Source organism: Methylophaga sp. (assembly GCF_009711715.1).
Lineage (GTDB): Bacteria > Pseudomonadota > Gammaproteobacteria > Nitrosococcales > Methylophagaceae > Methylophaga.
Map to the genome: position 1 here is coordinate 197184 of NZ_VENF01000009.1, position 25492 is coordinate 222675.

Annotated in this window: 22 protein-coding genes; 12 read left to right on the top strand and 10 right to left on the bottom strand. The window is 50.4% G+C overall.

Going from position 1 to position 25492, the window contains the following annotated elements; translation table 11 throughout:
• Position 1 precedes the first annotated feature (1 nt).
• A complete protein-coding gene (pilB, locus tag FH755_RS07230; RefSeq protein WP_292440042.1) occupies positions 2–1714 on the bottom strand; it encodes a type IV-A pilus assembly ATPase PilB in 1713 nt (570 codons plus the stop codon).
• Between the two features lie 139 nt (positions 1715–1853).
• Between pilB and FH755_RS07235 the strand changes: the two genes are divergently transcribed.
• Genes FH755_RS07235 through xerC form a run of 5 tightly spaced genes read left to right on the top strand, consistent with a single transcriptional unit; the run spans position 1854 to position 5673 of the window.
• Positions 1854–1982, top strand: coding sequence for a lipoprotein (locus FH755_RS07235; protein ID WP_292440044.1), 129 nt, complete (start codon positions 1854–1856; stop codon positions 1980–1982).
• Between the two features lie 8 nt (positions 1983–1990).
• Positions 1991–3241: a diaminopimelate decarboxylase gene (gene lysA, locus FH755_RS07240; protein ID WP_292440046.1), complete on the top strand. Its 1251-nt coding sequence runs from the start codon at positions 1991–1993 to the stop codon at positions 3239–3241.
• On the top strand, positions 3238–4092 hold the full coding sequence (dapF, locus tag FH755_RS07245) for a diaminopimelate epimerase (protein ID WP_292440047.1): 855 nt from the start codon (positions 3238–3240) through the stop codon (positions 4090–4092). The genes lysA and dapF overlap by 4 nt, the downstream gene beginning before the upstream one ends.
• Entirely contained in the window at positions 4068–4769 is a 702-nt protein-coding gene (locus FH755_RS07250) for a DUF484 family protein (RefSeq protein ID WP_292440049.1), read from the top strand. Before dapF ends, FH755_RS07250 begins: the two co-directional genes overlap by 25 nt.
• Before the next feature lie 4 nt (positions 4770–4773).
• Positions 4774–5673 (top strand): tyrosine recombinase XerC, encoded by a 900-nt coding sequence (gene xerC / locus FH755_RS07255; RefSeq protein WP_366658739.1) that lies wholly within the window; start codon positions 4774–4776, stop codon positions 5671–5673.
• 1156 nt (positions 5674–6829) lie between these two features.
• Here xerC and polA read toward each other — a convergent pair.
• Positions 6830–9580, bottom strand: coding sequence for a DNA polymerase I (polA, locus tag FH755_RS07260; RefSeq protein ID WP_292440051.1), 2751 nt, complete (start codon positions 9578–9580; stop codon positions 6830–6832).
• A gap of 92 nt (positions 9581–9672) precedes the next feature.
• Here polA and FH755_RS07265 point away from each other — a divergent pair, with 92 nt between their 5' ends.
• From FH755_RS07265 to hldE, 4 genes are read left to right on the top strand one after another with little or no spacing between them, the layout of a single operon-like run.
• Positions 9673–10011: a DUF2782 domain-containing protein gene (locus FH755_RS07265; protein WP_292440053.1), complete on the top strand. Its 339-nt coding sequence runs from the start codon at positions 9673–9675 to the stop codon at positions 10009–10011.
• A gap of 26 nt (positions 10012–10037) precedes the next feature.
• The gene (locus tag FH755_RS07270; protein ID WP_292440055.1) at positions 10038–10985 is read left to right on the top strand and encodes a homoserine kinase; all 948 of its coding nucleotides are present in this window, start codon (positions 10038–10040) and stop codon (positions 10983–10985) included.
• A 6-nt stretch (positions 10986–10991) separates the two neighbouring features.
• Positions 10992–12029 carry a lipopolysaccharide heptosyltransferase I gene (waaC, locus tag FH755_RS07275; protein WP_292440056.1) on the top strand — a complete coding sequence of 346 codons (1038 nt, stop codon included), beginning with the start codon at positions 10992–10994 and terminating at the stop codon, positions 12027–12029.
• A 39-nt stretch (positions 12030–12068) separates the two neighbouring features.
• Complete coding sequence (gene hldE, locus FH755_RS07280) at positions 12069–13517, top strand: bifunctional D-glycero-beta-D-manno-heptose-7-phosphate kinase/D-glycero-beta-D-manno-heptose 1-phosphate adenylyltransferase HldE (protein ID WP_292440057.1); 1449 nt, start codon at positions 12069–12071, stop codon at positions 13515–13517.
• Between the two features lie 192 nt (positions 13518–13709).
• Here hldE and FH755_RS07285 read toward each other — a convergent pair whose 3' ends face one another.
• From FH755_RS07285 to FH755_RS07295, 3 genes are read right to left on the bottom strand one after another with little or no spacing between them, the layout of a single operon-like run.
• Positions 13710–14522 carry an aldo/keto reductase gene (locus FH755_RS07285; protein ID WP_292440059.1) on the bottom strand — a complete coding sequence of 271 codons (813 nt, stop codon included), beginning with the start codon at positions 14520–14522 and terminating at the stop codon, positions 13710–13712.
• The gene (locus tag FH755_RS07290; RefSeq protein WP_292440061.1) at positions 14519–15715 is read right to left on the bottom strand and encodes an FAD-dependent oxidoreductase; all 1197 of its coding nucleotides are present in this window, start codon (positions 15713–15715) and stop codon (positions 14519–14521) included. The genes FH755_RS07285 and FH755_RS07290 overlap by 4 nt, the downstream gene beginning before the upstream one ends.
• Positions 15712–16275: an SIS domain-containing protein gene (locus FH755_RS07295; RefSeq protein WP_292440063.1), complete on the bottom strand. Its 564-nt coding sequence runs from the start codon at positions 16273–16275 to the stop codon at positions 15712–15714. Before FH755_RS07295 ends, FH755_RS07290 begins: the two co-directional genes overlap by 4 nt.
• A 212-nt stretch (positions 16276–16487) precedes the next feature.
• On the opposite strand from FH755_RS07295, the gene FH755_RS07300 reads away from it, so the two are divergent.
• Genes FH755_RS07300 through FH755_RS07310 form a run of 3 tightly spaced genes read left to right on the top strand, consistent with a single transcriptional unit; the run spans position 16488 to position 19803 of the window.
• Positions 16488–17579, top strand: a complete 1092-nt coding sequence (locus FH755_RS07300; RefSeq protein WP_292440065.1) for a glycosyltransferase family 4 protein — start codon at positions 16488–16490, stop codon at positions 17577–17579.
• Positions 17579–18397 (top strand): lipopolysaccharide core heptose(I) kinase RfaP, encoded by an 819-nt coding sequence (gene rfaP / locus FH755_RS07305; RefSeq protein ID WP_292440067.1) that lies wholly within the window; start codon positions 17579–17581, stop codon positions 18395–18397. The genes FH755_RS07300 and rfaP overlap by 1 nt, the downstream gene beginning before the upstream one ends.
• Complete coding sequence (locus FH755_RS07310) at positions 18394–19803, top strand: lipopolysaccharide kinase InaA family protein (RefSeq protein ID WP_292440068.1); 1410 nt, start codon at positions 18394–18396, stop codon at positions 19801–19803. Before rfaP ends, FH755_RS07310 begins: the two co-directional genes overlap by 4 nt.
• Here FH755_RS07310 and FH755_RS07315 read toward each other — a convergent pair.
• From FH755_RS07315 to FH755_RS07335, 5 genes are all read right to left on the bottom strand, one after another.
• The gene (locus FH755_RS07315; protein WP_292440070.1) at positions 19800–20573 is read right to left on the bottom strand and encodes a polysaccharide pyruvyl transferase family protein; all 774 of its coding nucleotides are present in this window, start codon (positions 20571–20573) and stop codon (positions 19800–19802) included. The two genes, FH755_RS07310 and FH755_RS07315, sit on opposite strands and share 4 nt — an antisense overlap.
• Positions 20574–20575: 2 nt before the next feature.
• A complete protein-coding gene (locus tag FH755_RS07320) occupies positions 20576–22297 on the bottom strand; it encodes a carbamoyltransferase (protein ID WP_292440071.1) in 1722 nt (573 codons plus the stop codon).
• Between the two features lie 60 nt (positions 22298–22357).
• Entirely contained in the window at positions 22358–23068 is a 711-nt protein-coding gene (locus FH755_RS07325) for a lipopolysaccharide kinase InaA family protein (RefSeq protein WP_292440073.1), read from the bottom strand.
• Between the two features lie 31 nt (positions 23069–23099).
• The gene (locus tag FH755_RS07330) at positions 23100–24566 is read right to left on the bottom strand and encodes a hypothetical protein (protein WP_292440075.1); all 1467 of its coding nucleotides are present in this window, start codon (positions 24564–24566) and stop codon (positions 23100–23102) included.
• An 81-nt stretch (positions 24567–24647) separates the two neighbouring features.
• Positions 24648–25457: a glycosyltransferase gene (locus tag FH755_RS07335; protein WP_292440076.1), complete on the bottom strand. Its 810-nt coding sequence runs from the start codon at positions 25455–25457 to the stop codon at positions 24648–24650.
• Positions 25458–25492 lie beyond the last annotated feature (35 nt).

The following is a 25492-nucleotide window of genomic DNA, read 5'->3' on the forward strand; positions in this document are numbered from 1 at the left end:
GCTACTCCTTGATCACACGGTTGATTTCTTCCAGGCTGGTCAGCCCCGCGGCGACTTTTTTCAGACCGGACTTGCGCAGATCATCGATGCCTTCTTTTTCTGCCTGATCGGCCAGCTGCATCGAGTTACCGCCTTCCATAATGATACGCCCCATGGCATCTGATACGGGCATAACCTGATAAACACCGACACGACCCTTGTAACCCTCAGTACAACTGTCGCAGCCAACGGCCTTGTATATGGTGACACCTGCGTCTATTTGCTGTTGCGTGAAACCTTCTTCCAGCAGCACATCATTGGGCAGATTTTCCGCGGCTTTACATTTACTGCAGAGTCTTCTGGCAAGACGCTGTGCAATAATCAAAGTCACCGCAGAAGCGATATTAAATGCCGGCACGCCCATATTGGCAAGCCGTGTTAATGTCTGTGGTGCGTCATTGGTATGCAGGGTAGAAAACACCATATGACCGGTCTGCGCCGCTTTAATCGCTATTTCTGCGGTTTCCAGATCCCGGATCTCACCCACCATGATGACATCCGGATCCTGACGCAGGAAAGCACGCAAGCAGGCGGTGAAGCCGAGGCCGATAGCCGGATGCACGTTAACCTGATTCACGCCGGGCAGACTGATTTCTGCCGGGTCTTCCGCGGTGGAGATATTCCTGTCACCGGTATTGAGAATATTCAGTGCGGTATAGAGCGAGACGGTTTTACCACTGCCGGTCGGACCGGTGACTAGGATCATGCCATAGGGTTTGTGCATGGTTTCAAGGAAGACGCGTTTTTGATCTTCTTCGTAACCGAGCGCATCAATTCCCATCTGAGCACTGGTCGGATCCAGAATCCGCAAGACAATTTTCTCGCCGAACAGGGTCGGGCAGGTATTGACACGAAAATCGATGGCTTTGGTTTTAGACAGTTTAAGCCGCATGCGGCCGTCCTGGGGAATACGGCGTTCGGCGATATTCAGTCGTGATAATACTTTGAGTCGGGCGGCGATACGACCACCCAGAGCTACCGGCGCTCCTTTCATTTCATGCAGAATGCCGTCAATCCGCATCCGCACGCGGTATTTCTTTTCATAGGGTTCAAAGTGAATATCCGAGGCGCCGGATTTAATCGCGGTGGTCAGGATGCCATTAATGAAACGTACGACCGGTGTATCATCAATATTGGCTTCATTGATGGTTTCGGTTTTGTCCTCATCCGGGCCGAGGTCGATATCATCAAGATCGGCATCCTGAAACTCATCCAGTTTTTCATCGGCTTTGTCGAGCGCTTTTTCGATAATAACCGAGAGCTTCTGCTCATCGACCAGCACGGGATAAGTATTGAGGGCGGTGTTAAACTGGAACTCATCCAGCGCCTGCAGGTTGGTCGGGTCAGACAGCGCAACGTAGAGTCTTTTACCACGTTTGAATAAAGGCAGGGCATTGTGCTGACGAATCAGTTTTTCCTGAATCAGCTCGGTGGCTGACATATCCAGATTCATTGATTCGATATCAAACAGCGGGACACCGAACTCCTGTGAAGCAATCGAAGCAATATCGGCGCTGCCCAGGATCTTGTGATTAACCAGGTAAGTAACAAAAGGCTGTTTGGCTTCTTTGGCGGCAGACTGTGCGGAAAGCGCCTGTTCTTCGTTCAACAGACCTTCGTTGACCAGACGCCTGGCCAGACCGCTCAGTCTCATGGGGGTTGCCATATTTGCCATGACTATTTGCGATTCCTTAACATAAGCACTGCTCTTAAACGCTAATAGTATGTAAGTTAAACAAGAAATTCTAGTTTCTCTATCAAGACGTCTGCGTCTTTCCTGTATATACTGCCGTAAAATTTTTGGGGAATGAATTATGCGAACTTTTCGACGCCATGGGCTACTGGCGCTAATGCTCTGTCTTCTGCTGTCGCTCAGTGCCTGCGGGCAGAAAGGGGACTTGTATCTGCCGGAAGGTAATCTGCAATTGCTGATGGCAGGTTAAAACAGACAATGGATTATTTTCAGCATCAATCCGGCAGTCTTTATGCCGAGCAGGTTCCCGTCACCGATATTGCGCAAGATTACGGTACCCCGACGTATATCTATTCCCGCAAAACCCTGGAACAACACTGGCAGGCGTTTGATCAAGCTTTTGGCGATTTGCCTCACCTGGTCTGTTATGCGGTCAAGGCCAATTCCAACCTGGCTGTGTTGAATGTGTTGGCGAGACTCGGCTCGGGTTTTGATATCGTCTCGGCAGGTGAGCTGGCAAGGGTCATAGCCGCTGGCGGTAGAGCCGATAAAACCGTTTTTTCCGGTGTGGGCAAAACTGAAGCCGAAATCGAGTATGCACTTGACCACAATATCCGCTGTTTCAATGTCGAATCGATCCCGGAATTGAGCCGGATTAATATGGTTGCTGCTCGGCTTGGTAAGCAGGCCCCGGTGTCGATTCGGGTTAACCCCGATGTCGATGCGCAAACGCATCCCTATATTTCAACCGGGTTGAAAGAGAACAAGTTCGGTATCGATATTGAACAGGCCCGTTCGGTCTATCAATCGGCCAAATCAATGGCCAACCTCTCCGTGGTCGGTGTAGATTGTCATATCGGTTCCCAGCTGACCTCCGTGTCACCGTTTGTTGATGCCCTGAAACGCGTATTGGCGTTGATTGATGAACTGGCCGAAGACGGCATTGAAATTAAACATCTGGATATCGGCGGTGGACTGGGCATTCACTATCGTGATGAAACTCCGCCGAGCCCTGCGGAATACGCGGCTGCGCTGAAACCGTTGCTAGCGGATCGGCAACTGGAAATTCTGCTGGAGCCGGGCCGGGCCATTGCCGGCAATGCCGGTATCCTGCTGACCAAAGTGGAATTTATTAAACCCACGGAGGCCAAACAGTTTGCGATTGTGGATGCGGCAATGAATGATCTGTTGCGTCCTGCTTTGTATCAATCCTGGCAGGAAATTCAGCCAGTGCAGCTGGAAACCCGAGCCAATGCTGCGGTCTATGATATTGTGGGACCTATCTGTGAAACCGGTGATTTTCTGGGTAAAGACCGGGAGCTGGCGATCGAGCAGGGTGACCTTCTGGTGATACGATCAGCTGGAGCTTACGGTTTCACCATGAGTTCTAATTACAACTCGCGTCCGCGTGCTGCCGAGGTCATGGTCGACGGCAGTGAGGTTTACCTGGTGCGTGAACGCGAAACGGTTCAGGATTTGTTCGCCGGAGAACACGTATTACCGACATGAGCAGTCTCAAATTCAGCAAAATGCATGGCCTGGGTAATGATTTTATCGTTATCAACGCCATCGACCAGCGCGTCGTACTGAGCGACAGCCAGATTCGGTTTCTGGCTGATCGTCATTTCGGCGTGGGTTGCGATCAGGTTCTGCTGGTAGAGAAGTCGGACTCTGAGGCAGCGGATTTCAGATACCGTATCTTCAATGCCGATGGCGGCGAAGTGTCCCAATGCGGTAATGGTGCCCGCTGTTTTGCCCGTTTTGTTCGTGAAAAAGGGCTGAGCAATAAAGACAGCATCGCGGTAGAAACCGCTTCCGGCCTGATTTATCCGACCATTCAAGCGGATGGTTCTGTCACCGTCGATATGGGCAAGCCCCAGTTTGATCCTCGCCGTATCCCATTTGCAGCCGAGGAACTGGCCACGACCTATATGATCGCAGTTCCCGAGCACGGTAAAAAAGAAATCAGCGCCTTGTCGATGGGGAATCCGCATGCGGTGATGCTGGTGGACAATGTTGATACGGCGCCGGTGCTGGAAATCGGTCCACTGGTGGAGTCTCATGAACGATTTCCGGAACGGGTCAATGTCGGTTTCATGCAGCTGCAGGATGCCGGTCATATCCGTCTGCGGGTATTTGAGCGTGGCTCGGGGGAAACATCGGCCTGTGGCACCGGTGCCTGTGCCGCAGTCGTCAGTGGTATCCGTCGTGGTTTACTATCCACTGAAGTGACCGTCTCTTTGCCGGGCGGTGAACTGCAAATCAGCTGGCCGGATGAAGACAGCGCTGTCTGGATGACCGGACCGGCAGAACATGTATTTGATGGAGAAATAGCGTGGGCGACGCTGGAAAACAAATAACCCTGGCTCAACTTCAAGCCTATCTGCAATCTCACCCGGATATTTTTCTGCAGCATCCTGAACTGCTGGAAGAACTGGAACTCCACAGTTCGCCTGAAGGTACGATCTCTCTTGCACAAAAACAGCAGCAACGGCTCAAAGAAAAAAACAAACAGCTGAACGATCAACTTCGTGCATTGATTGAGAATGCTCACAGCAATGCCGAGTTACAGCATCGAGTCCACGCGCTGTGCCTGAGTCTGCTGGATGCGGCAGATCTTGGCAGTCTGATTAAAAGTCTGATGGAAGAACTGCAGCGGGAGTTCGCTGCCGATGATGTCGCTGTCAGACTGTTTTACGGCGATAAGACTTTTGAACTGCCCGACACCAAAGCCAATGTCGGCCAGCTTCACGCGGACGATACCAAACTGCGCAGTTTTGATAACCTGCTCAGCAAGCAAAAACCTATCTGTGGCCGCCTGACCAAAGCCCAGAAGCAACTGCTGTTTAATGACAAGGCAGACAATATTCAATCTGTCGCCTGTCTGCCTCTGGGGCATGAACCCTGCGCCGGCCTGCTGGCTATCGGCAGTGAGGACCCAAACCGCTTTCATGCGGATATGGCAACCGATTATCTGAGTTTTCTGGGCGAAGTATTCATGCGCGTGCTTCGCTACCACACGCATAGCCATGGCTGACACGCTGGCCGGCACGGTAGACGACTTCCTGGATTATCTGGCGCTGCAGCGTCGCCTCTCAACCCACACGGTCAGTAATTACCGCCGTGATCTGCACCAACTCACCGAGTTCTGCCAGCGAGATGAGCTAAAGAGCTGGGCAACACTCAAAACCAGGGATCTGCGTCAGTTTTCTGCTTTTCTGCATCGAAAAGGCCTCTCCAGCCGAAGTATTCAACGCATGCTGTCAGCCGTACGATCCTTTTATCAGTATCTGATTAAGCAAGGACTGGCTGACCACAATCCGGCGCTGGCCGTACAAGCTCCCAAAGCCGAAAAACGTCTGCCTTCCACCCTCGATGTCGATCAGATGAATGCGCTGCTCGATCACACCCAGCCCGATACCTTCGTCGCCACCCGCGACCGGGCCATCATGGAACTGTTTTATTCATCAGGTCTCCGGCTGGCCGAGCTTGCTGAACTGGATCTGCGTGATATCGACTTCGGTGACCGACTGGTGCATGTCACCGGTAAAGGGCAAAAAGATCGGGTCTGCCCGGTGGGGGCGCAAGCCATTAAAGCTCTACAGAACTGGTTGGAAAAACGGGATCAGGCTGGCTTTTTTGATCAGCCAGCGGTGTTTATCACCCAGCAGGGCCGTCGCCTCGGTGTGCGTTCGATTCAAAAGCGTTTGAGCTACTGGGGAAAAAAACACGGGATTTCCGATCACGTGCATCCGCACCGGTTGCGACATGCGTTTGCCTCACACATGCTGGAATCGAGTGGGGATTTAAGAGCGGTGCAGGAGCTGCTGGGGCATGCGGATATCAGTACCACGCAGATTTATACCCATGTGGATTTTCAGCATTTAGCGAAGGTTTATGATTCGGCGCATCCTCGCGCCAAGAAGCGCTCAGATTCCTGATGGTTTGAGGCTATTAACCACAGAGGCACAGAGTTAATCTTTCTGCTTTAAGTATTGTAAGAGTAACTGCCAGAGCAGACTGGCTTTGACCCTGTCCCGTCATTGCGAACGTAGTGAAGCAATCCAGGCCCGGTTTTTCGGACTAAAGCCCGAGTTCATTCTTAGGTTTCATTTCGCCTTAGTGGCGAGTCAGGGAAATGCGCGCCCATTTCCCTAACAACCCTAGGGCGCCCCAATGTGCTGGCCTACGGCTCCACTGCGTTGCTCGGTTTATCTGGGGATTGGTCAAAACTCGCTGCGCTCAGACACTGCCCAATCCTTATCCAGATAAACCTGCGCTACTCGTCAGCACAAACGGGGATATTTGGGAGCAGAAATCACTGAGGTGAATAGTTGCTTTTTCTTTTCGCCCTTTTGTGAAGCCGAGCATCGCAGTCGTGACTGGATAAGCGCGAGCGTCTGTTTGAGCGTAGCGAGTTCGCGAGTGCCCAGTCATGGCGAGAAGCGCAGGGGACCCGCAGGGCAAGCAGTGGGCTGCCTTTTTGTTTGGTTCGTTTATTTTGGGCATGCAAAATAAATGAACTCGGGCTTTAGTCCGAAAACAAGCAGGTTAAATCGCGCTATATAAACTTGAACTAAAGATATACCGATGATTAGCTAAGTAGGGGCGTATTTATTATGCAAGGGAATCTATGATGGAGTCTAAGAAGGATAACTGGGAAATCTACAAAATCATTGTTCAAGAGGTTGGAGAATATCGTGATTGGCCGATAAGAATTCTGACTTTTACTTCTGCCCTTCATTTTGCACTCATGGCTGCATTGACCATTAAAGAACTACTAGTGCCTCATCGCTTGTGTCGATAATTCTTTCGGTTATTTACATTGCAACAATTTATCACTTCACACATTGCCATCTAGAGTATCTTCGTTTACGCAAAGTGCAGGTTTTATTGAACTCAGCTTTGGATCTAGACCAATCTCTCTATCCAGAGAAATGGTTCAGGGAGAGACCAATTAAGCTAAGCGAAGGTTTGTGGGGATGGGGATTCTATGCGATATACGCAACTGCAATGTATCTTTATTTCTATGGTTGTAATTTGGCAGTTTGGTTTCGCATGGACAGTCAATTGATTACATCAGGTAAAGTTGAGTAGCTAATGCGCCTGTTCCCAATTATCCCCAGACCCAAGCCCAACCTCTAACGGCACCTTCAAATCTGCCGCGTTCATCATAAACTGCTCGATGGTGGTCTTCGCCATATCCAGCTGATCTTTGGGTACTTCAAACACCAGTTCGTCATGCACCTGCATGATCATGCGGATACCGGTATCCACACCACATAGCCAGCTGTGAATATCGATCATGGCACGCTTGATAATATCGGCGGCGCTGCCCTGCATCGGGGCATTGATGGCGGTGCGCTCAGCATATTGACGGCGCATACCGTTGCTGGAGTTGATTTCCGGCAGATACAGGCGACGACCGAAAATAGTTTCGACATAGCCTTGTTTCTTGGCCTGCTCGCGGGTGTTATCCATGTAATTGCGGACGCCCGGATAACGTTCGAAGTAGGTATTCATATAATCGGCTGCCTGGGCCCGGTCGATGCCCAGCTGTTTCGACAGGCCATGGGCGGACATGCCGTAAATCAGGCCAAAGTTAATCGCTTTGGCGCTGCGGCGCTGGTCGCTGCTGACCTCATCCAGGCCGATGCCGAAGATTTCCGATGCGGTATGGCGATGAATATCTTCCCCTTTGGCAAAGGCTTGGAGCAGGCTTTTATCGCCAGACAAATGCGCCATGATCCGCAGCTCGATTTGTGAATAGTCGGCCGCCAGCAGCACATAACCGTCGCTGGCGACAAACGCCTCGCGGATGCGACGTCCATTTTCACTGCGGATAGGAATATTCTGCAGGTTCGGGTCGGAAGATGAGAGCCGGCCTGTTGCTGTCACGGCCTGATGATAGGAAGTGTGCACTCGCCCCGTTGTTTTGTTGACCATCAGTGGCAGCTTGTCTGTGTAGGTAGATTTTAGTTTGCTCAGGCCCCGGTAGTTCATAATGATTTGTGGCAGTTCATAGCCTTCATCAGCCAGTTCCTGCAACACTTCTTCTGCTGTGGAAGGCGCGCCTTTCGGGGTTTTCTTTTTAACCGGCAGGTTCTGCTTGTCGTAAAGAATTTCCTGCAGCTGCTTGGGTGAGCCCAGGTTAAAGACCTGGCCCGCTGCTTCATGGGCCTGCTTTTCCAGTTCAGCGATCTGGCGGGCCATATCATCGCTCTGCTGCTGCAGCATCCAGATATCAATATTGACGCCGTTGCGTTCCAGTGTGTTAAGCACGGGAAGTAACGGCATTTCCAGCTCGGAGTAAACCTTCACTAACGGCGGAATTGCCTGCATCTTTGGCCACAGTACATGATGCAGTTGCAATGTGATGTCGGCATCTTCAGCCGCATAGGGGGCGGCTTCCTCAATTCCAATCTGATTGAAGGTCAGCTGCTTTTTACCTTTGCCGGCAATATCTTCAAAGTGAATCGTGTCGCGATCCAGATATTTTTTCGCCAAAGAATCCATATCATGACGGGTGGCGGTACTGTCGAGCACGTAGGATTCCAGCATGGTGTCATGGGCAATGCCTCTGAGATCAATGCCATGGTTCAGTAGTACATGCCGGTCATACTTGAGGTTCTGGCCGACTTTGAGTTTGTTGGGATCCTCCAGCAAGGGTTTGAGGTCCTGCATCACTTCATCATAATCGAGCTGCTCCGGCGCGCCGGCATAGTCGTGTTTCAGCGGCAGGTAAGCCGCTTCACCAGGTTTGACGGCGAAGGAAACACCGACAATGCGGGCATCAAGATAGACCAGGCTGGTGGTTTCGGTATCAAACGCAAACAGGTCGGCATCCTGGAGTTTTTTCAGCCAGGTTTGCCAATCCGCTTTGTTGAGAATGCACTGATAATCCTGTTGATTGCTGATGTCGTTTTTAACGACTGCCGAGCCTGCGGTGACCGTCTGATCCGGACTGCCGGATTCCAGTTCACTGATCCAGCTGCGGAATTCGAACTGTTTGAACAGCGTCAGCAGAGCCTCACGGTCCTGAGGCTGGTGTTTGAGTTCTTCAACTTCGATATCGAGATCAACATCGCACTTGATAGTGGCAAGTTCATAGCTGAGCTCAGCAAGGGCTTTATTTTCTGCCAGTTTTTCCGGCATTTTTTTAGCGCCGCGAAAGTCCAGCTCCCGTACCGCTTCCAGGTTGGCATAAATGGCTTTAAGGTTGCCCATTTTCTGTAACAGTGACAGAGCGGTCTTTTCGCCGATGCCCGGCACACCGGGGATGTTGTCGACTTTATCGCCCATCAGCGCCAGGAAGTCGATGATATGTTCCGGCGGCAGACCGAATTTTTCTTTAACACCGTCGATATCCAGTTTGGTTTCGGTCATGGTATTGACCAGAGTGACATGATGATTGACCAGCTGGGCCATATCCTTGTCGCCGGTGCTGACAACAACATCCATGCCTTTTTCGGTCGCCTGTTTTGCCAGCGTGCCGATTACGTCGTCGGCTTCGACACCATCTACACACAGCAGTGGCAGGCCCATCGCACGAATGATGTCGTAAATCGGTTCCACCTGGGGCCTTAAATCATCCGGCATCGGCGGGCGGTTGGCCTTGTATTGTTCATAAATATCGTCGCGAAAGGTTTTACCTTTGGCATCGAACACTACGGCGATATGGCTGTCGGGATAATCTGCCAGCAACCGGCGTAGCATGGCTGTGACTCCCCGGATGGCGCCGGTCGGTTCACCGGCTGAATTCCGGAGGTCAGCCTTGTACATGGCATGATAGGCCCGATACAGGTAGGAAGAACCGTCAACAAGAACAAGAGGGACAGATTGCGTCATAAGCGTTGTGGCACCGTTTTTCTGAGAACTGACTGCTTTTCTCCGGGCAGCGGAAATGCTATCTTAACTCCGAAATGACACGGAGCATTCTCATGTTTAACAAAATCGCTATTGTATGCGCACTTGCCCTGTTAATGACAGTGACAGTCCGGGCAGAGGACACCGAATCGGTGATGGAGAAGCCGCCGGTGCTTCCTGAGCCAATGCAAAGCGGTGATAGCATTGAGCCCGAGGTCAATATCATTCAAAAAGATGACCGCATCATTGAGGAATACCGGCTTAACGGGAAGCTTTATATGATTAAAGTCACGCCTACTGTTGGTAAGCCCTATTATCTGACAGATACAGACGGTGATGGGTCTTTAGAGTCAAGACAATTCGAACTGGATTCCGGTCTGCTTGTGCCGAACTGGATCCTGTTGGAGTGGTAAGCACCACACGAATCTGAGCAGTTTTCATGTCAGTTTATACTGAAGTCGGACGCGACGACCTGATCGCGTTTCTGGGAGAGTATGCGGTCGGTGATCTGGTGTCTTATCAGGGCATCAGTGCCGGCATCGAAAATACCAACTATTTTGTCAGCACTACTGAAGGTGAATTTGTGCTGACGCTGTTTGAGCATCACGATTTCGGCGAACTCGCTTATTTTCTGGACGTGATGACATTTTACTATCAGCATGGTATTCCTTCCGCCCACCCCGCTGCTGACCGCGAAGGTCATTACCTCAAAAAACTCTGTGGTAAACCGGCGGCGCTGGTTTTGCGCCTGGAGGGGCGTGGTGTGGACTCTTTGGCGACGCCGGCGCAATGTGCTGAGATTGGTGAGGTCCTGGCGGAAATGCATATTGCCGGTCTGGATTTCAAATCACGCCGTGCCAGTGAGCGTGGTCACGAGTGGCGCCGTCAGACTGCTATGACCCTGCTGCCGAAATTAAATGACGAGCAGGCTACTATCCTAAAAAACGAGCTGGCGGTTCAGGCCGGCTATGAAGAACTGGATTTGCCATGGGGCGTCACTCATTCGGATTTATTCCGCGACAACGCCTTGTTTGATGGCGATGAGCTCAAAGGCATTATCGACTTTTATTATGCCAGTGATGAATACCTGCTTTATGATCTGGCGGTGGCCGTGAATGACTGGTGTGTCGATGAGTCCGGCCTGCCTGAGCAAAGTCGTTACCAGGCTTTGATGCAGTACTATCAGGCAAAAAGAGCGCTGACGGAGTCAGAGCTGGCCAACTGGAATCTGGTACTGAGAGCGGCGGCCTTACGCTTCTGGCTGTCACGATTGAAGGATCAGCTGTTTCCAAGAGAAGGCGAGCTGACTCAGATTAAAGACCCGGATGCCTTTTTCAAAATTCTGATGCATCATCGTGATCACCCACTCAGTCTCGATTTTGACTGAAGCATCATGCGCGTTTTAATTATCAAACTGACCTCGATGGGTGACCTGATGCATGCGTTGCCGGCACTGACGGATGCCGCACAGGTTCATCCCGACATTGAATTTGACTGGGTAGTGGATAAGGCTTTCGCTGCGGTGCCTAAATGGCATCCCCGGGTCAGGAAAGTGATTACCACCTCTCACCGCAGCTGGCGGCAAAGCTGGCTGAGCAGTCTCAAACAGGGGGAGCTGACCGGTTTTTATAAAGCGCTCAATGCCGATGATTATGACGTTGTCGTTGATATGCAGAATAATCTCAAAAGCGCGCTGGTCAGTCTGCTCAGAAAAGGGCCGGTCTACGGTCTCGATAAATACAGTTGCCGTGAAAAACCGGCGCATCTGGCCTATCGCCACCCGATCAATGTGAATCCCGGCCAGCACGCGGTGGAACGGATGCGTCAGATTCTGGCATCAGCATTGGGTTACAGCGTGCCTGATGCGACCGCTGATTACGGCACTGACCTTGCCCATTGCCAGTTACCAAAACTTGATTTTGCGCTGACGCGGCCGTATCTGATGCTGGTACATAACGCCAGTTGGCTGACTAAACTGTGGCCGATCAAACACTGGCAGGCGGTCGTGCTGAAAGCAGCTGAAGCCGGTTATCAGTGCCTGCTGCCCTGCGGCAATGATGAAGAATATCAACGCGCCCGTCAGATAGCGTCAGTCAGCGAGAAGGCTTTTGCGTTGCCCAGATTGCCGCTGGATAATGTCGCTGCGCTGATGCGGGAAGCCGAAGCGGTACTAGCCAGTGATACCGGTCTTGCGCATATGGCCGCGGTACTCGGCAAGCCGGCTATCACGCTGTATGGTTCGACCGATACTCACCTTATCGGAACTTATGGTGATAAACAGCATCACCTGATCACCGGTATGACCTGCTCGCCCTGTTATAAGCGCCGATGTCCCCTGCCCGAGTCGCATGAGGGTCAACCAGTGTGTATGGCGGGCATGGAAGTCGACCAGGTCTGGCATAGACTCGAAAGCCTTTTACAAGCACAATAACGCCATTACTGAATGGCAGCCGGTCCGACAAAATCTGATATGAAACATCCCTTTCCTGAATTTCATCTTGCACGTGTTGCTGTGATTGGCGACCTGATGCTCGATCGTTTTTATTTTGGCAAAGCCAACCGGATTTCACCGGAAGCGCCGGTACCTGTGGTCAATGTTGAACGGCTGGAGGATCTGCCGGGCGGTGCTGGCAATGTGGCTATGAATATTGCCTCCCTGGGCGCAAACTGCAATATCAGTGGCCTGACCGGCGAGGATGAAGCCGCCGGGGTGCTTGAACAGCGTCTGAAAGCCGTTGGTGTTAAGTGCCTGTTTCACCGGGCGCCGGAAGCCGGCACCATTATCAAATCGCGGGTGATTAGCAGCCATCAACAGCTTATCAGGCTCGATTTTGAAAAACGCTTTGAACCGGCATTGACCGAGCAAGTGCAGGGACTGGTTGGTGAACTGACCGAGCAGGCTCAGGTGATGGTGCTGTCCGATTACAACAAAGGCACCCTGTCCGATCCGCAGTTCTGGATCAATCAGGCCAAACAGAAAAATATCTGCGTGCTGGTCGATCCCAAGGGCAGTGATTTCAATAAATATCGCGGTGCGGATCTGATGACGCCGAATATGGCCGAGTTTGAAGCCGTGGCGGGATCGGTCGTTTCTGAACAGGATCTTATCAGCAAGGCGCAGACCCTGATTAAGCAACTGGATATCCAGGCGATTCTGATCACCCGCAGTGAACATGGCATGACGCTGATCCGGGCCGATCAAGCCGAATTTCATCTGCCGGCGATTGCCAAGGAAGTGGCTGATGTCACCGGAGCGGGAGATACCGTTATCTCCACGCTGGCTGCGGCCCTGGCTGCCGGTGCCGATCTGGAACATGCGGTCACACTGGCAAACGTGGCTGCCAGTATCGTCGTCAGTAAGCTGGGTACCTCAACCGTCAGTGGCCCGGAACTGAAAGCGGAATATGAGCGCCATCAGGGTCTGCATAAAAGCGATCACAGTATGGCCGGTGCGGTGACGGTGGAGCAGTTGAAAATTGCTGTCGAGCAGGCCAAACAGCGCGGTGAAAAAATTGTTTTCACCAACGGATGCTTCGATATCCTGCATGCCGGCCATGTGACCTATCTGCAGCAGGCCAGAAAGCTGGGGGACAGATTGATCGTAGCCATTAACACGGATGAGTCGGTCACCAAACTGAAAGGTGAAGGTCGGCCGATTAATACTGCAGACAGAAGGATGACAGTGCTTGCCGGTCTTGCCGATGTGGATTGGGTGACCTGCTTCCCGGGTGATACCCCGGAAGAGTTGCTGCGCCTGATTCAGCCCGATGTGCTGGTCAAGGGCGGTGACTACGATAAAAAAGGCGTGGTCGGCTGGGAAATTGTTGAAGGCTACGGTGGTGAAGTGAAAGTGATGGGATTGGTGGAAAACTGTTCCACCACGGCGATCGTCAATAAAATCAACACAACCAGAGCATAAAATAGTTATGGGGTAAAAAGGTCTTTATCCGCAGATTACGCCGATTTTCGCTGATATTTACCGCTCTATCCTGAGCTGGCACTAAAAAACATTACACGGAGCAGTGTTTGAACAGTTCATTTAGCGCTGTTCATAAAGAATGATTACACTTGAACAAGCTTTTAATCTGCGCTCATCTGCGTAATCTGTGGATTAAGCTTTTTCTAGCGCCCTAATCGCTTTAGCCACATTATCCTTAAGGTGTGCCGGGTTGATGGTGCCGATAATCACACTACTCACTGCCGGTTCTCTGAAGATAAAATCAAAATTGGCCTGAACGATATCCAGGTTTTCTGACGCTTGCGTCATATGGCCACTGCCCAGTGCTTTTTTGATAAAAATGCCTTTGTTTTTTCTGGCCGCTTCATCCAGTACGGCCTGTTCGTCCTGATAACGAAGGTTATGCATCACCATCGCCAAATCCGAGTGTTCCAATGCCAGTAGACCGCCTTCCACGGTTTTGCTGGACATGCCGGCAGCGCGGATCAGGCCGCGTTGTTTCAATTCATTGAGTGTGTCCAGTGCGCCGTCCTGCTCGATGATTTGTTGATCGTTGCCGTCAGAGTGAATCAGCACAATATCCAATACCTCACGACGCAATTGTCTGAGACTGTTTTCAACGCTGCGAGTGATAGAGGCCGGGCTGAAGTCATAAAGTGACTCACCACTGACCGGATCAAAATATTCACCGGCTTTGGTAGCGATAACCCAGTCATGTGGCAGTTGGGGAAGTAACTGACCCAGCCGGCTCTCACTGTGGCCGTAGGCCGGGGCTGTATCAATCAGGTTAATGCCTAAATCCCAGGCGAGTGAAAGCAGATCCAGCGCCTGTTTATCATCAGGAATTTTGAAACCAGCCGGGTATTTAACGGCTTTATCCCGCCCCAGTTTAACGGTGCCCAGACCCAGTGGTGAGACGGCAACGCCGGTATCGGCAATTTTTCTGCGTTGCGTCAGGCTGGTCATGAAAAGGCCCGGTCCCATAGCGGTTCTGCCATGCTGGGCTGCGGATAATCCGGATTATGGTGATCACCGGCTTTCAGATCGGCTGATTCCAGCGCCGCCAGCATTTGGTCCGCCAGATCCGGCGCCAGCGCCAGCTTGGTTGGCCAGCAGACATGCAGGTTGTCGTAACTACTGATAAAGGCACTGTCGGGGCGGGTCAGGCTGGATTGCTTGGGTTCAGCCCGGTTGACCGCATGCGTGGCCCATTCCAGTTCAGGCAAGGCTACCCAGGGCAGAATGTCTGCCAATAACGCTCTGGCTTCGGCAACCAGCTGAGTATGACTTTTATTGACGCCTTCCTCGGCAATATTACCGCCGATATACCAGACGACATTGCCTTGCTTGTCTTTGTGGCTGGATATAGTAGCAATCGGCTTGGAGCCACTGCCCAGGCTGTGTGCATATATCACCGGCAGAGGCTTATCCAGTTGCTTGCTTTTACATAGCACCATTTGCAGTGGACGGCGTTGCATTTCGGGCTGTGGCTGTGACAAGCCCTGCAATAGTTTTTCATTACCTTCACCGGCAGTCAGTACAAAATGCTGCGCCTTGATTTCATATTGTTCGCCGATAAGCAGCGAAGACACCGGACTTGTTGATGGCTGCCATTGATACTCAGCCTCCCGGGACACCGCCAGCATTCGTTTTTGCCAGGGCTTGACCAGTTCATCCAGCAGACTGACCACATCCAGCACTGGCTCATCCAGTTGATATAAAGCGCCTCTGAAAGCTTTGTCGGCAAATATAGCCGGGCGGTTTTCTTTTTTTACCGGCTGCATGCGACTACGCAGGGCCTTACTGGCGAAGAAAGACACCATTTTTGAAGACAGACGGTCTCTGGACCAGAGCAGTTGATGTTCAGTGAGCTTCTTAACGCCGGATAAATCAATCTCGCCCTGGCCTTGCAGACAGGTTTTCCAGCGGTTTGGCATGCTGCTGATAACCTGGGCAGCCTTGGACAGAATGCCGTTCAGTGCGTACTTGCTGCCGCCATGAATTATGCCCTGGGAGCTGAGGGTCTGACCGCGACCGATTTCACCGTTTTCCAGCAGCAGGGCATGGAAACCGAGATCGTTAAGCCGGTGGTGCAGCCAAAGACCGGCAATACCGGCCCCGATGATGACGACGTCGGTAGTGAGCAGCTGTCGACTCATGAATCAGCGAGGGCCTCGTCCAGGGCTTCACAAAGCCAGTGACCGATAACAATATGGCCTTCCTGAACCCGGGCAGTTTCCTTGCTGGGTACACAGATACAGTCATCAGCAATGGTTTTCAGTTTACCGCCATCGTCGCCGGTGAAGGCGCAGGTCCAGATATTGTTCTGCTGCGCGGTTTTGATACCGTTGATCACATTGGCGCTGTTGCCGGATGTCGACAGGCCAATGGCGATATCCCCCGGTCTGCCCAGCCCCTCGATTTGACGATCAAATACCGTTTCAAAGCTGTAGTCATTGCTGTGCGCCGTCAGGATGGAGGTATCCGTAGTCAGGGCAATAGCGCCATAAGCTTTGCGGTCACGGTGATAGCGGACGATGAATTCAGCGGCCAGGTGCTGGGCATCGGAAGCGCTGCCGCCATTACCGAAAAACAGCACTTTGTTGCCGGCCAGCAGACAGTCTTTTACCCGCTGCATCAGCTTATTAACCTGTGGCTCGAGTTCGAAAAGACCATTGATCATATCCTGGTGACGATGAATGGTGGCTTTGAAGGACACGGCTTACCTCTGTATCTGTCAGGTGGTACTATTGCGTCTGTTCCGTGAACCGCAATAATACTGGTTATAAGACAGACTCATTTTAGAGTAATGCGGTTCAAGTTGTCAGGGTTTGTTGAGTAAAAAAGCATCTTAGCCTCAACAGAGACGGCTTTGAAAAATCAACAAGTCCTGATCTGCTCTGCTTTTTTGATTCGAGGATTCTCATCACCATGCACTTTGCCTTTGCCATCACGGAATATTTTCCCTACGGCGGTGCGCAGCGTGACTTTATTGCTGTCGTCAATGAGATGGCCAGAAGAGGGCATCAGATCTCGGTGATCACGCTGAAATGGCACGGTGATATTCACAAAGACTGGACCTTGTATGAACTGGGTAAAAGCCAGTCAACCAACCATGGCCGCATCAAGGCCTTGTCCGGCTATGTTGTTTCTTTGAAAAAACAGGGCCTGTTTGACGCGATTATCGGTTTCACCAAGCTGGCTGGGCTGGATGTCTATTTCGCTGCTGATCCCTGCTTTACTGCCAATCGCTTCAAGGGACTGAATAGATTGTTGCCGCGTTATCGCACTTATGCCGGCATTGAGAAAAATTTATTCGGCAATCCCAATCTCAAGGCTTTTTATCTCACTGAGCATCAACGTCAGCAATACCAGCAGAGCTTTGATCTTAAGCAGGACAATCAGGCTTTACTACCTGTGAGTGTCGAAGAAAAATTTCATTTCACTCAGGCTCGATGGGAGGCGGCTCGTGACTGGCGCCAACAGGCCCAACAGGCAGAGAACCGGATTTTATTGCTATTTGTGGCTGCCGATTTCCATACCAAAGGGCTAGACCGTATTATTGCCGCCCTCTCAGCGCTGAGTTTTGTCGCGCGCAGCCAGTTCGAATTATGGATTGTCGGTAACGGCAAGCAGGCAGCTTATGAGCGCAAATTACAGCGACTGACCGGACTCAACTTTCGATTCTGGGGCGGGCAGACTGAACTGGCGCCCTTCTATTTTGCCGCCGATTTACTGGTGCACCCTGCACGCAAAGAAGCGGCGGGTATGGTGTTAGCTGAAGCGGCAGCTGCGAGGTTACCGATGTTAATCAGCGATATCTGCGGTTATGCTTTTCTGGCCGAACAGGAGGCTTTATCGCATGTCTTGGATGAAAAGCACTGTATCAGCGAATTGACCCAGGCTCTGAATCTACAAAGTAAGCAGCCAGAAGCCTTGCCGAGAACTGAACCTAATCCGCTCGTTTCAGCGGCATCACGGGCCGTATTCTGTGCCGATAAAATAGAAGCCTGGTGCAACTGATGAAAAAACATTTCTACCTGCGTGAAGAACTCGCCCAGGCCTGGCAGGAGCGCGATGTTTTTAAATTGCTATCGACGCTACCGGGGGAAGTCTATCGCGATAAGGAAGGACGCCGCACACTGCGTTTTGAGCTGGACGGCAGGTGCTATTTTCTTAAATACCATGCCGGTGTTGGCTGGGGAGAAATTGTAAAGAATCTGCTCCAGCTCAGAAAACCAATCATCAGTGCAAAAAATGAATGGCGAGCAATAAAGCGTCTGCACCAACTGGGCGTGGACACCATGACCTTAGCTGGCTATGGCGAACGCGGATTGAACCCGGCCCGACGCGAATCTTTTGTCATTACCGATGAACTGACAGAGACAATGAGCCTTGAGCATGTCGGCCTGCAATGGCAGCAGCGTAAGCCGACCTTCCGTACAAAGCAGACCCTGATTCGGAGGCTGGCAGCAATGAGCCGTAAGATGCATCAGGCCGGTATCAATCATCGTGATTATTATCTCTGCCATATCCTGTTAACCGAAGCTTTTGCTGAAACCAACCAGATTACAGAGGATACCGAGTTGTTTCTGATTGATTTGCACCGGACCCAGATTAGACGGCGAGTGCCGGAACGCTGGCTGGTGAAAGATTTGGGCTCACTCTATTTCTCAGCACATGAGGTACAACTTAGTCAACGCGATAAATATCGTTTTATCAAAAACTACTCTGGATTAAGTCTGCGTCAGGCTTTGACTGAGCAGACAAGTTTCTGGCAAAAAGTGGAAGTGCGGGCACAGGGGCTGCTGGAAAAATGGCATAGGCACAATCCGTCATGAACGAGCCATTGAAGCAGTTTCTGGCCGGTAAACCGGTCACTGAGGGATTTGTGTTGGAAGTGGGGGGTGAAAAATACCACTGTGAAGAAATATTGCGTTGGTTACCTGGTAGAAGACTGGTGGTAAGGGCACTGCATCATGGTGACCCTTTATTACTGAAATTGTTTGCTCCCAATAAAAAAGGCTGGCGCGAACTATCGCACGAACAGCATGGCTACAAGGCCTGTAAAGCCGCTGGTGTTGCCGTACCCGCGGAAAAGTTCATCAGTGATGATTTTGCCGGCTGCCTGGCTGTGGCTTATGAATTTATCGCCGATGCCAGCCCTTTCAAACTCGTTAACAGCAATCAGGCGCAGATGGTTCCTGCACTGTTACAACTGATGGTCCGTTGTCATCAGGCGGGCATTTATCAGCATGATATTCACACAGATAATATTCTAATGAGTCCACGCGGACTGTTTCTTATCGACCTGGCTTCTGTGAGAGGGATGACTGGCGAGCCTCTGAGCACTAAAAAAAGTCTTAGTAATCTCGCAAGATTAGTGGCTCAGTTTGTACCGGATCAGCAGCAACTGATCCTGAAAAAGCTCAATCTGTATTATCAGGCCAGGGGCTGGCTTTATGGACAGACTGAGCGGGAAAACTTTAAATCCCTACTCAACAAGGCCTGGCAGAAACGCAAAGACACCTACCTGAGCAAATGTTTCCGTGCCTGTACGATGACCGCCTATTTCAAAGGCAAGCATCTGGAATACGCCTTCAAACGCCCATTCTTCAAACAAATCAGCGAACAGCTAATCCAAGATATTGATGTGCTTGTCGAGCAGGGCAGGAAGCTGAAAGACGGAAACAGCGCCACCGTAGTCATGACGGAAATGGCTGGTCGCAAGGTAGTGATCAAACGTTACAACATCAAATCCCGCTGGCATTTTGTTAAACGATGCTGGCGAGCCAGTCGTGCTGCCAATGCCTGGCGTCAAGGAAATCTGTTGAGTTTACTTGGCATCCCGACACCTGAGGTGCTGGGCTTTGTTGAGAAACGCCTGGGGCCGTTAAGAAAACAAGCTTATCTGGTTACAGCCTATGTCGGAAATGCCTCAGAGCTTTCATCTGTCTATCAACATCATGCACCAACTGAACATCAGCTTAGGCAACTTCGTCATATCTTTAGTCTGATGCGGGAGTATCGTTTTACTCATGGTGATATGAAAGCCAGCAATCTTTTGTTGACTCAAGAGGGGGAGGTTAACCTTATCGATTTGGATGCGATGCATGAGCATCAGCATCAGTGGTCATTTCAACGTGCCTTTGTCCGAGATCAGAAACGGTTTTTGAAAAACTGGGAGAAAACAGCTTTGCATGCGCGATTGTCCTCCTATCTGGACTGGGCGCCGACAAGGTTTTAAAGAATATCAGGGAAGACTTTGACGAGACTGTTTTTGATTAAATCGATATTGGGACGATAGTAAGTGTCAGCGAGTGATTGCGCCTGATGGTAGACATTCTCTTTATTGATACTAATTGCAGACGGGCTCAGATTAAAAATGCTGTAGTAATCTTGGAATTTAAAGTCATTACCCCGGAGATTTTCCGACAATTTAATCCAGCCGTTGGGGATATCCAGAGCATCAGCAGCGATTAATCCATGCATGGCAGAAGAGAAAATAATCTCGCATTGACTTAACTGTTTCAGGAAATCCAGCGGGGAGGAATAGATATCAATCTCGCAAATATCCGAATGGCTATCAGTTAATGTTTTGATAAGCGGATTGGTTTTATCTTTGTAGTGGGCGACCAGTCCAATACGGTATTTCTTATCCAGCCGTTTATTCTCCGGCAGTAACAAACCGGCCAGCAGGCCAGGGTCACCTAACGTGTCGATATTATGATTGCTGATAGCCGATGCGCTCAGTTGACCACGTATCGCGTGATAATAATGACGGGATTTATGCACTGGCGGCTGCTTAATATAGCCAGTACCCCACACATGCACACGGTGGCTGAGCCAACCTTCTTTTAAGCGATGAAGCAGGCTGCCAATGGCTACCATGTCAGCTTTAGCCGGTTTGGCATAAATGACTTCTCTGCCAGATACAGCCTCGCAAATCAGGGGAGAAAGTGCATCACCAAAATTAGGTTTGGACTGTGACCAGTGGAGTTTTATCGGCTTAACCACGGCTACTTGGTAACCAGAATATCTTCCATCACCAGATATTGCAGATCCGAGCCGAAGAACATATTCAACGCGTCAGTCGGACTGCAGACCATCGGCTCGCCGCGACGGTTGAGGGAGGTATTCAACACCACACCATTACCGGTCAGTTTTTCCATTTCCTGTAGCAGTGCGTAGTAACGCGGATTAGTTTTCTGAGTCACAATTTGCGCCCGCGCTGTACCATCTTCATGCACCACCTCGGGAATACGGTCTTTCCAACTATTCGCAACATCAAAAGTGAATGTCATATAGGGACTGGGATGATCCGTTTGCAGAATTTCCGGTGCCACCGTATCCAGCATACTCGGGCAGAAAGGACGCCAGCGCTCGCGGTATTTAATCTGCGCATTAATACGATCAGCCACACCACTATGGCTGGGACTACCCAGAATACTGCGGTTGCCCAGGGCTCTGGGGCCGAATTCCATCCGTCCCTGAAACCAGGAAACCGGATTACCGTCTGCCAGAATCTTAGCCGTTTCCGCCGGTACATCGCTCATGCGTTGCCATTTCACTGGCTGGCTGTAGTTATCACAGGCATCCATACATTGCTCGGTCGTGTATTCAGGACCGAGGTAAACATGCTCCATCTTCTCGACAGGTACGCCCGCCTCTTGAGAGGCATAACTGGCGGCACCAATGGCGGTCCCGGCATCACTGGCTGCAGGCTGGACAAACAGCTCCTTGACGCCGGGCATGGCAATAATGCGCTGATTCAGTTTCACGTTCAGCGCTACACCACCTGCATAGGCGACCTTGCCCGTTTCACGGATGATGTCGCCGAGATAATAGTCGATAAGTTGCAGTGCTGTTTTTTCCAGTAAGTCCTGAATACTGGCCGCATAATCGATATAGGGTTCGTCTTTTTCGTCACCCTCACGCATCGGGCCAAGCCAGTCGATGAGTTTAGGGCTAAAGAAATAGCCTTTGCCGTTCTTCTTATAACGTCGCCAGCCAACGGTATTAACGAGTTTGTTGTTGACCTTGAAGTCACCATCTTTGCAGTCGATGAGTCGGGAAAAATCAAAGCGCTTGGGATCACCGTAGGGTGCCATACCCATGACTTTGAATTCACCGTCGAGCATTTCAAATCCGAGGTATTCAGTCAGGGCGCCATACATGCCGCCTAAAGAATCAGGGTCGTAAAACTCTTTAATTTTATGGATTTTGCCGTTTTCACCGTAACCGAAAAAGGTCGTGGCGTATTCCCCTTTACCGTCGATACCGATGATCGCGGTCTTTTCCTTGAAGCCGCTCAGGTGATAGGCACTGCTGGCATGGGCGAGGTGATGCTCGACCGGCACGAACTTAACTCGGTCTGCACCGATGCCCAGGTCGTCCAGCAGTTTCATCACATTCCGGTAATTACGCCAGTAACGACGGTTACCACTGAAAAGTGCGGTTAATGCCCGGTCAGGGGCATACCAGTGACGCTTGGCGTAATGCCATCGCGCGGGAGATTTAAGACCGATTTCGGCATAAGGAAATGCGACGATATCGACCTGTTCCGGTTTGATGCCTGCATGCTCAAGGCAGAATTTAGTGGCTTCATAGGGCATTTTGCCTTTGGCATGCTTGTCACGGAGGAAACGTTCTTCCTCAGCAGCAGCGACCAGTTTGCCATCGATATATAAAGCAGCGGATGCGTCGTGGTTCACGGCGCCGGACAGGCCTAAAACAATCATTTTATTATCAGAGAATCACAATCAAATAGCGCAAGTATAGCAAGCGCCGGGAGGGATGGACTAGCGACGTTTTTTGGCGGCTTTGACGGCAATTTGATGCCAGAGGGTTTTGGCAGCCGGGGTGAGGCGATTCTGCCCCAGATAGGCCTTAAAAAAACGTAACTGGTCAGTTCGCGACCAGTTATCAGGCGCGTGTCGGGTAAGACAAGACAGGTCGCGGCTAAGGGCCTGGCGTTTGAACAGTTTGTGTCGTAGTTTTTCGAGGTCGATGAGTCGAACATCCCATGACTGATCACTCAGTTGCTTTACAAAAATATGTTTGGGATAAAGACAGTTATGTTGAAGGTGATGGGCATGAAGCTTGGCGATAATTTTAGCGATCGTACAGATTAATGCGCTTCTCTGTGTAAAATTCAACAGCTTGTAGTCCAGTTCATCCAGACTCTGATAGTCAGCAAGTGCCTTGGTGATAAGAATGGCTTTGTCTTTACGCTTTGCAAAAAATACGGGCTCCAGGGTCGGAATGTCCAGTGCACGTAAATGTTTGATATTGAGATATTCCCACTCAAAGGTGGGAACTCCTCTGAGCAGGTGCCGCCAGTAACGAATCTGGTGTTTATGTTGTCGTTTAATAAACACTGGGATTTTCTCATTATCAAGTTGCAACAGGACTTGGCTGACACCGCTCCAGCCGCCGCGGCAGGTATTCGGTGGTTCAAAGAGCGGCGTATCCAACTGCCAAAAAAAGTCGAAGCGATTTCTGGCTGGCATATTTGCCACACTGGTTATATTTCGCTGTGACTCATCGATCATCTTTTACTACCCTGTAGACGCTGGCGCGGTTTCCTCTTTGGTTCTTTTCCTGGTGAACCAGCTCAAGCCTGATACCGGAGAGCGGTTTCAAAGCCGTTGGCCGCCGTTTCTCTACCAACAATATATAATCGAAATTTTGATAATTGCCCAGTTTTTGTGGACGGTAGGTGATGGTGACGTTGGTTTTTTCACGTTTCAGATAATACTGAATAAACTCATCATCCGTGATCAAGCGATCTTCTGCCTGTAATTCATGTGCTGCCCATATGGCAGTATTTTTGATGTAGGCCTTGGAGTTGGTTGAATGAAAAGTATCAATCAAGCCCGCAAGGACAATAAAGGCAAACAACCCCAGCCACCAACGACGGCGTGATAGCCAGGTTTCTTCAATCAGTCGGGTGAGATAAGGCAGAACCAGCAAAAATAGGCTGACTACAGTCATCACACAATACCGGGAGACCACAAAGTATTGTCTGAACAGAAATGCCATCAAAATGATTAGGTTGAGTATAAAAAACCAGACAATCAGGTTGCGGTGAGGTATTGCAATACGCTGGCGGTTTTGCCACCTGGCGAATCCAAGTAATATCAGATAACCGATGGAGAGACCTTCCAGCAGCTTGTAAGCAAGCATGACCAGTAGTCCGGAATAGAGAATCAAGGCACTGTATTCAGCTGAGAAAGGAGTGAGTATTTTTTCTTCCAGAATAGTCAGTTTTTGCTCAGCTCTGAGAGTCAATGCTTCTGTATTAATATAGGCGAGATAATCCGAGAACTTTCCAAAAGCCTGCACCCAACCTTCCTGGCCAACTACGATGGCTGAGAGCGTGACCAGTAAGGGCAGCACCAGAGAGTTCAGGTTTATCCAGTTTCTGGCCGCGGTTCTCAGAGGCTGTTTGTAAAACACAAATAAAGGCAACAGCCCCAATAGCACCACACCCTCAATTCGGAATAATACGGCCGTTAATATGGCTATCTGCCAACTCACTGCATGAAAGACAGTAAAGCTGCTCTGGTAGCGAATGAGATGATAGAGGCCGAGAGTGGTGAATGCCCAGTAGCCAATATCGCGAATAATAAAATCGCGATAATCATTGATTGAGAAAAAGGCCAGAATCAAGACTGCCGCGATGGCAATCTGGCGTAGATTCGGCAAAAGCTGACGGCTGATAAGTAGCAGCGCATCGGTGAAAACCACAAACAGAATGCTATTGAGTGCGCTGGCAGTGAACTCAATGGGTGAAGAGAACAGCTCACTCAGCCAGGCAACCAGCAGCGTAAAAAATCCCCAGTCGTAGATATCAGCCATGGCGTTCAGGCCACCTGACATATAGGCCTGGACCATTTCCATGTACATCACACCATCACGGTTGATGATATCGTCAAAATAATAGGCGGCCAGAGATAAAAAAAGGCTGATGACAGCGGTTATAAGTCGGATTTGAGTGAATTTCATCTGAAAAACTGCTTGCTTCAATTCAAAGCGAGAAAAGGGTCATGGCGAGGGGTGTTATTGCTAACAAGGGTGGCCACTGGCCTATTTGTCGAGACTGTCATCGTTAAGAATCCGGTGGGCATCGATTAAGCGCAGTTGTTCCATGATTTTTTGATATTCCTTATCATTGCTTTCTGCCGTTCTCCGGAGCTGTGGGTTCAGCACGGAGGTAGCATGATTGAGGTGCATAAGATACTGCCCTAAAAATGCTGAACTGAGAAATTTCATTTCATAGTTAGCAGACCGCATCTTGAAGTGCATTTCCTTGCCAGCTGTCGCATCACCATCGGAAAAATGGGTGTTGAGTTGCTTAATGACATCCATTCGATAGATGGCACAGTGGCTGCGTAAATAGCGTGTATCAAGGTTGAGACGATCTGGGTTGTAGCGTTTATAGCCAAACAACTTGTTAAGTAAAAACTTCCATGACTGTTCGAATGTGATACCTAATTGGCGCAGACGGCTTTTGCTTTCCAGCTTCCAGGAACCGACGCCTGCGATTGCAGGATGGTCAAACTGCCCAAGCAAAATTTCCAGCCACGCTGGGTGCGTCACAAAAGTATCCGTGTGTATTGAGATCACAAAGGGCGTCTTGACCTGCTGCAAAGCCAAATCAAGCGCACGCGAATGTGCTTGAACACCACTTTCACCCGCCAAGGGTTGCCGTTCGATTAATTTGACCCAGTCCAGTTTTCTCAAATAGTCAGTGGAACCATCTTCAGAATTATTATCAATGACAATGACATCAGCCAGGTCTGGACGGGTGTATTTACGCAATAGCCGCAGACAGATTTTGGTGATTTCTTCGGTTTTATAGTTGGGTACCAGTATCGTTGCTTTCTTTTCAGTCATTCCGTTTTATCTGGCTAAAAAAATAAATATATGAT